The 7,740-nt window shown below is 31.3% G+C and carries 3 protein-coding genes and 1 pseudogene; all 4 read right to left on the bottom strand.

Going from position 1 to position 7,740, the window contains the following annotated elements; all coding sequences use genetic code 11:
- Window positions 1–190: 190 nt before the first annotated feature.
- Entirely contained in the window at window positions 191–1,420 is a 1,230-nt protein-coding gene (locus tag AABM47_RS08490; RefSeq protein WP_338410497.1) for a nuclease domain-containing protein, read from the bottom strand.
- A gap of 15 nt (window positions 1,421–1,435) precedes the next feature.
- A pseudogene (locus tag AABM47_RS08485) lies at window positions 1,436–2,392 on the bottom strand (DUF2357 domain-containing protein); the annotation flags it as partial.
- Window positions 2,379–5,444, bottom strand: a complete 3,066-nt coding sequence (locus AABM47_RS08480; RefSeq protein ID WP_338410496.1) for a hypothetical protein — start codon at window positions 5,442–5,444, stop codon at window positions 2,379–2,381. The pseudogene AABM47_RS08485 and the gene AABM47_RS08480, both read right to left, overlap by 14 nt.
- A gap of 3 nt (window positions 5,445–5,447) precedes the next feature.
- Window positions 5,448–7,643 (bottom strand): DNA cytosine methyltransferase, encoded by a 2,196-nt coding sequence (locus tag AABM47_RS08475; RefSeq protein WP_338410495.1) that lies wholly within the window; start codon window positions 7,641–7,643, stop codon window positions 5,448–5,450.
- Window positions 7,644–7,740: the final 97 nt, after the last annotated feature.

Here is a 7,740-nt window from a genome sequence, read left to right as displayed (position 1 = left end):
TAAGCCATCTCATCAATAGCATTCATTATTGTTTGTTAGATCCTATTGGAGTAAATTAGGGGTGATATCCTAAGGCTATTTATGGGCAAGTACTTTCGTTAATCACAATAGTAAGGTTCAAGCAGAATAAGGAATTATAATCATTACATTGACACTGATTAAATTTTCATAGTGCTTTAACATGCATTGGCTAAGTATTCAATTTTACTTCCATTAATTCTGATAAGCTTGCAGTGAATGGGATTGCGGAAGCTCTTCCAGGCTTATAATTATTTAGTTCTTTAAAATTCCATGATAGATTTTCAAATTCTTTATCTAAACAAGGCTCTAACTTCACAACTAGGTAACTTTCTTGTCTAGGTTTTGGATAACCCAAACGAGTTAAAGTACCCTTACTAGTTACTCGATATTCAGGCTTTTGGATTTTATAGATGCTAGACGATGAACTGTCACCATTCATATGTAATAATAAATATTTTGCATTTAAGGTTTCCTGCGTCAATTTGAGAGCTCCTCGGTTATTATTCATTCTAAAGTTATAAAGTAACTTATCATTGATCCAATTTAGATGATCACTTGATTTGCAATAACCTATTAGGACAAATGTTTCATTTGGAATTAATTTTTCCCCATTAAAGTACTCGGGGATGGATTTATTCAATTCTTTCGACAGCCCATCTTTGGTAATTTGGTATGTTTTAGTAGATATGTTTTCTCGCTGCGAAGCTCGATTTAAAAAGTGATTTTTAACTTCCGTAATAAAGTCTATTAAATTTTGTACCCCGCTATTTTCTTCTGAAGGACGAATTGCAAAAGCTCCCAATCCTGGCAATATTTCATGGAACCCCTTAAATTTTGTTGGTTTATCATCAGTTCCTGGGTATAAAATATACGCCCCTCCAGTTCTTCTAATAGCATCTTTATAAGCATGCATTTTAAAAACATCTTCAGGTTTAAATTTCGAATTATCCTTTTTGTTTTTTACTTTATATTTTGCATCAAAATGAATGTGAACGATTTGTTCTGTTTTTTCAGCTTCTATAATTCCTACTTCTTTTGGCCATATAGATATCGTGTAGTCAGGATCCATTTGTAAGGTCCAACTTCCTTCAGTAGATAGCTCCTTGTTTGAACCGAACGTTTTATTATAGGAAAATTGAATTGATAGTTCCCTTTCTTTTGAAAGGTAAGTTCCATTTAAAGCAACTTGCTTACCTTCTTTAAGTTGAAGACCTAATGTGTCATTCGTAGGCTTTATTAGCTTCTTATATTCCTCAGAATTGATATTAAATGTTTCTTTTACAGCTTCTAATAACTTAAAGAATAACCAATACTCATATAGTTTTGCTATGTTTTTACTTCCCGCAGCATAAACATCTTCGCCACCTTCCCAAATTAATTTTGCCGATAAATCAAACATCAACCACGTTTTTAAAACTTCTCTATAGCCAGCTTTTTTCTGTAAAACAGGGCTATTTAATTTAATCATGGTAGGTCTAGATACTTCCTTGAATAAATTGTTTTGTAAAAAAGATGATAACTTATTCGAAATAATTTGTGCCTCCTGAAATAATCTTGAGCCATTTTTACTTTTCAATTGAATTTCTTCACAAAAGAATAAAAAGGATTCTAAAACATATTTTATAAATCTATTTTCAGGAGTGTCGGTTGTTTCTTCTTTAATTGATGTTGGTATTTGTAATGCAATAGAATTAATTCCACCCTTCCTTAAATAATGATTTGTAGGTAGTTTTACTCTATTTTGTGAATGAACAAGATTTCTTACATCTTGGCTATTTAATTTCTTTAAACTTCTAACATCTTTTTGTTCTGTTTTCGCAGTCCAAATTGTTACAGGTGCTTTTATAATTTGTTGAATAGCAATCTCAAAATCTTAAGTATCAATGATTGATTTTACAAAACAAAATTGCTGATATAGTGTTTTAGCATCTGTATCAAAATCTACTTCTAATGTTTGATTAACTGGTGAGTTTGTTTGAAGAATTAAATCTGTCGCATGGTTGGTAATAGATTCCAACATGAACCTATAATCTTTTCTGTAGGATGTTTTTACAGACTGAACTTCTAACTTAAAAAAACCTTTTACGATTCTATTTTCAAGAATCGGAATAGATAAGGTGCCTACATAAAAATTGGGGCTGATTCTTCCTTCAGATGCATTAAAATTGGAAATTTCTACTACTTCATTTGATTGAAGACTGAACCCAGTTGTTAACTTATATTGATAAAAGCAACCTTCAATAATTTGGCATGGTGCTTCATTGTTTTCTGCAGCATCCAAAACATTAAAGAGTGTGTCAGGTATAATAGCAAATATCTCAATTTCTAACCCTTTTGATATATAATCTAAATTTACTTTAAGCTTCTGCATAGCTTGCAAATCCGTTTTCTATTGCATTCTTATAAATCCGAGCTAACTTCTCAAAAGACAATGTGTATTTTATGGAGTTTGATTCTGACAAATTATAAATCCCTCTATCGTTAAATATTACTTCCTGTTTTTTCATTAAACACTTTTGCGCCAAAAGATTTAGAGTCTTTAATAACTTCCTCCTTGAGCCATGAAGTTTTGGTAATAGTTTTTGCATAATGGCAATGTCAATCTTTTCATCTATTTTATCTGAGTATTCTGGATTTATAAGATCGATCTTAGAAAATAAGGTCTGTATTTCTGAGGCTGTACGGTAACCAAATTCTGCTCCTAAAACTTGTAACTCTTTAAAGAATTCTAACAACTCGCTATTTAGTTTGCTGTAATCAGTTTCATTCAGCTCCTTTTTGGCAATTGACACGAATGAACTACCCATTGCAGCTCCTATCTTTATTATGGATGTTATTTCCTTCTCAGCCTTTAGGAAGCCTTCAATTTCCGTTTCATTTACCCTGAACTCAATTACATTAGCCCTATCTAATACTTTTGGACTAAACATATACGTTGTCTCGTCAATGTTTACAGTACCAACAACAAATAAATTTTTTGGCCAACTTAATTCGTATGGCACACCAGATTTTTTATTTTCTTTATCAGAGTGTAACTTAAAATTATCTTTCGATTCCATTACGCTTAAAAAGTCGGCAAAGTAGCGTTCTACATGGCTCAAGTTCATCTCATCTAAAATCAGAAAATAAGGTTTGTTTTCATTTTCATTTGCTCTTAGAATAAGCTGCAGAGCTCCATTTTCTGGCAAAATATATTCTGAATTGTTCAATGCATTTACATATCCTAACAAAGGCTCTCTATTGGTCCAATCGGCACCAACGGGAACTAATGCATATTGTGTTTCATGTTCACACAACCATTGTGCAAAACTTTGGGCTAACTTGGTTTTGCCAGAACCTGAAAGCCCACTCAGTATTACAAAAGGTTTTGTTGTGAGAGATGAAATATAACGAGTAATTAATTTGTCTTCATATACCAAACCAGCTTTTTTACAAGCACTTGAAAAATTGTTAATATCAAAAGGAATTTGATTTATTGAAAAAACTGCAACATCAATTTCATTTTCAATTGGTTCATAATTCTTTTCAAGGATGTTTATGCTATTTGAATTCAGGTAATATCGTTTGGATTTATCTTTTAGTTCAATTAAATCAAGGTATCCAAAGTTTGAGAGGAACAGTAAATATTCTTTTACCATTCTAAAATCATTATCACCAGGCGTAAAGTTGGGCCATGATTCGTATGGTTGTGAATTACTTCTATAGCTAAATATTTCTGTGACATATTGAGCTATTGGTAATTTTGAATACACTGAAAGAGGAATTACTATATCCTTCAGTTCTTCTGGAGATATGTACAAGTTAGATGGTGATTTAGATTGGCGTTTGATTTCGAATAAAATATTAAAAATCAATTTAATAGGGGAAACTTCAATGTTGTTGTCACGCCATTCTTGAATGATTTCGTTTGATTCTATGTGAACGTTGGGCAGCCTAAAATTTGAATATAAATATCTAATGAATTCGTCATAATTGGAATTATCTTCTGCTATTGAAATCCCTAAGCGAGTAAGGTTAATTATACCTCCAGTAGAATTTGCTAGAAGCCCAAGTGCCTTCCAATATTGCCCAGAATTTTCAATTATATTTTTATTTAATCCTCTATCTACTTTTGCTAAGTCAATTCTAGTTTCAAGTTCGGTTTGTAGCGCTAAAAGGTCATCTTGAAACTCTTGTGTAGCATGCTTTTGACCATTATGTTTATATAGTATACGTAATACTCCAAGCAATATTTCAGGTGAATTTATTCCCTCACTTGGGGTAGCTACTGCCCATCTCCATTTAAAATTTTCAAAAGGTTTAATAGGTGGAATTTCAAATTGCATTGTGTCTTCTTTTACTTCCATAAACTGTAAAAATTTTTGATAATGATTGACTACTGCAGAATACATATTGTTACCTGTCGTATTCTGTTTTCTAAACTCTTCATCATTGAATAAAACTTCTTTGTTCTCATCAATGTCATATAAATTCCAATTAAATAGTTCTTCTAAACCATTTTTTAACGTAATTTTATTTACAAAACTAATTCCACCTAAATATTTATTTACACTAGTTTTAGATACATTATTTTCCAAATATTTTTTGAATTCATTTTCAATTGAATCAAATGAAACATCAACACTTTCAATCGAATCTGCATCTACATTAAAAAGATTGTTTTTTAGCCATCGTTTGTCAACATCTTCATTAGATAAACCGTTCAATTTTAATTCTTTTTTCAAATTTTCACCTAAAAGATAATAGTAGGTATTAAACTCTAACAATTTTGGTTCGCTATTAAAATTAGTTTCTCTAAAATGAATACAAAAATTATCATAATCTAATAGTTCTATATTAAAAAAGAACTTGGCAATGTTTTGATAATATTTATAATAAATAGGATAGCTGTTTTTGCTTTCTATATTTTTTACTAGTGCGAATAGGTAAATTAAGAAAGATTTAAAATTGGGATTTTTAATAAATGCATTATCAATTTGAGTGTTTTTTAAAAAATCATTTATTCTAGTTGAAGATTTAATGTCATTAAATAAAGTTACTATATCAAGACTGTGACCTTTAACATAGTTGTTTTCTCCATCAAAAATATTTGTTATATACTGGCATTGTGCAATTGCAAAATCGATTTTTTTGTTAAAGAGAACAAGATCTTCTTTATCAGTATTTGAAAACTCGTACTTTTCTTTTTTTATTTTTTCAATTACAGAATTTAATATAATTCTATCGCTCGAGTTTATCTTTGAGTTTTCATTTAAATTCAATAACCTTTCTTCAACAGAAATGTTTCCATGCTTTTCAGCATCAGCAGTTCTTTTATTTATATAAACTTCTTTAAATTCCTTTTTCAGGTTGTCATATCCTTTAGAAATTGTGCTTTCACAAATTTCTTTAACTGTTTCTATATAATTTTTTCTAGAGCCCATGTTTTATTTTTCTACTAAGGAGTAATGAACTAACCCACTTAAATTTTCTTCTTTCCAATCATTAGCAATAGCCTTTCTAATTGCATTCGCAAAAACTTCTGCAGCCATTGGAGGAAATGCATTACCAACTTGTTTACACTGTTGTCCATGATTACCTAAAAATTCTATTGAATCAGGAAATGTTTGTATTCTTGCAGCTTCTCTTACCGTAAGTTGTCTGTTAAGCCAAGGATGTATTGGAAAAGCACTATGCCCAGGAACAAGGGTGTGGCTCGGTTGATTGCTGTCTAATCTAAATAAAACTTTGCTAAAACTCTTTATAAGCTTACCTGTTCTACTGTACTTTAAATGTTCGGGCAAATCATCAGGGTTTATTTTACAGCCTTCTTTTATATAAGAAAATCGCTCAACAACTTCTGGTGAATGATTCATTGGCTTGTGATTTTTAAATTTTGTTTGTGACTTATCTGTTTCTAACCCTGTTATTACTTGATTTATGTTTCTATATGGCTTTTCCCAATCTTCAGGTTTCGAGTAAAATTTAGGTTTAGGCCACGGAATAATATTACCAGTCCTGTTAGCTAGAAAAATGAAACGTTTTCTTTTTTGTGGTACTCCATAATCAGCTGTATTAATTATTTTGTAATCATAATTGTTGTAACCTAATTCCTTTACTCTTTCTATAAAATTCTCCAGAAAATATCCATCTGCTAAGTTTACTAAACCTGCGACATTCTCCATCATAAACCATTTTGGATTAAATTCTTCTACATACTTTAAGTAGGTAAATATTAAGTCATTTCTTATGTCATCATGTGGGTTGTGCGATTGTGATTTAACAAATCTTCTTTTACCAAACATTGAAAAGCCTTGACAAGGAGGCCCTCCAACTATAACATCAATTTCTTTATCTCCAACAATTTTTTTTGCGTTCTCAAAAACTGATTCTTCAGATAAATCTCCTTCAAGAAAAGGTGTATTTTTATTGTTGTGCTTAAAAGTTTTAGCAACGCCAGCGTCAAAATCGCCACTAAACACATGCTCATAACCAGCTTGTTCATAACCTATTCCTATACCACCTGCTCCAGAAAATAAATCTATAAAATTTAACTTTTTACCAGATGCCTCTTTATCTTTAATTTCTATCAAGCTATTTCTTTTTAATAGTAAATTTTCTTCTGATCCTTTATAGTTTTTGTCCAAGATATGCTTTTTCAGTTCACAGGCAATATGAGCTCCCATTAGAGGAGGTACAGCATTTCCAACTAAAATACACTGTTCTTTTCGAGCTCCTGTAAAAATATGAGTATCCGGAAAAGTCTGAATTCTAGCAGCCTCCCTAGGAGTTAAGCTTCGATCTAAAGTGGGGTGAACAGGGAAAGCATTATTACCCGGAACCATGGTAGGTGCTAATTCCTTTCTATGTAATCTGACATATGTATTTCCAAAGTTTTTACGTCTAATTTCAATTGGTAATTCTTCTGGAGGAGGAAGTTTGCCACCCTCAGGAATAAGTTTATATCGCTTTAGAACTATTTCTCCATGTGTAAGTGCTAAATGATTAGGGAATTTTTCATCTTTTTTAATTAAATCACCGATAGCTTCATGAACATTCTTTTTCGCTTTTAAAATACCAATAGAATCATTGCTGTGCGGCGGGTACTTGAAAAGCTTATCTATCTTAGTACCTACTATTATTACTCGCTCTCTTTTTTGTGGAACGCCATAATCTTTAGAATTTAAAACTTTTAAATATATGTCATAACCAATTTTCGCAAAACTATTTGCAACCATGTTTAAATATCTTCCTTTGAACATGGATTTAATCCCTTTCACATTTTCAAAAACAAAACATTTAGGCTCCAAATCATCAACAAGGCGAGCGTAAGCTTCAAATAATACATTTCTTGGGTCAGCAGAATTCTTATCTCCCATTACAGAAAAACCTTGACAAGGTGGTCCTCCAATAAGAACATCAGGTTTAACCCCATTTGTACTTTCTAATATGTCAGTTGATGTTAGCGTCGTTATGTCTTTACATATGAATGGGATATCTGGATAATTCAGATTCATTGTCTTTTCACTTTCCTTCCAAATATCAGAAGCTCCTATAATTTCAAAACCAGCTTCTTTGAAGCCAATGTCTAGACCACCACCACCAGTGAATAAGCCATATACTTTTAATTTTTTATTAGACATCTTCTAGATTTACTTTCACTAATAATTCGCTGGCTTCAATGTTTAAAATAGCACCAATCTTATAAAGGTCTTCAATGCTTGGTTGTCTTCTGTTTTG

The sequence above is a fragment of the uncultured Flavobacterium sp. genome, assembly GCF_963925415.1.
In the GTDB taxonomy this organism is placed as follows: Bacteria; Bacteroidota; Bacteroidia; order Flavobacteriales; family Flavobacteriaceae; genus Flavobacterium.
This window is presented reverse-complemented; position numbering and strand designations above follow the sequence as displayed.

What these genes read in the sequence shown, in the direction of transcription:
- AABM47_RS08475 (WP_338410495.1), bottom strand. Translation starts at nt 7,643, where the DNA reads ATGTCTAATAAAAAATTAAAAGTATATGGCTTATTCACTGGTGGTGGT.
- AABM47_RS08480 (WP_338410496.1), bottom strand. Translation starts at nt 5,444, where the DNA reads ATGGGCTCTAGAAAAAATTATATAGAAACAGTTAAAGAAATTTGTGAA.
- AABM47_RS08490 (WP_338410497.1), bottom strand. Translation starts at nt 1,420, where the DNA reads ATGTTTGATTTATCGGCAAAATTAATTTGGGAAGGTGGCGAAGATGTT.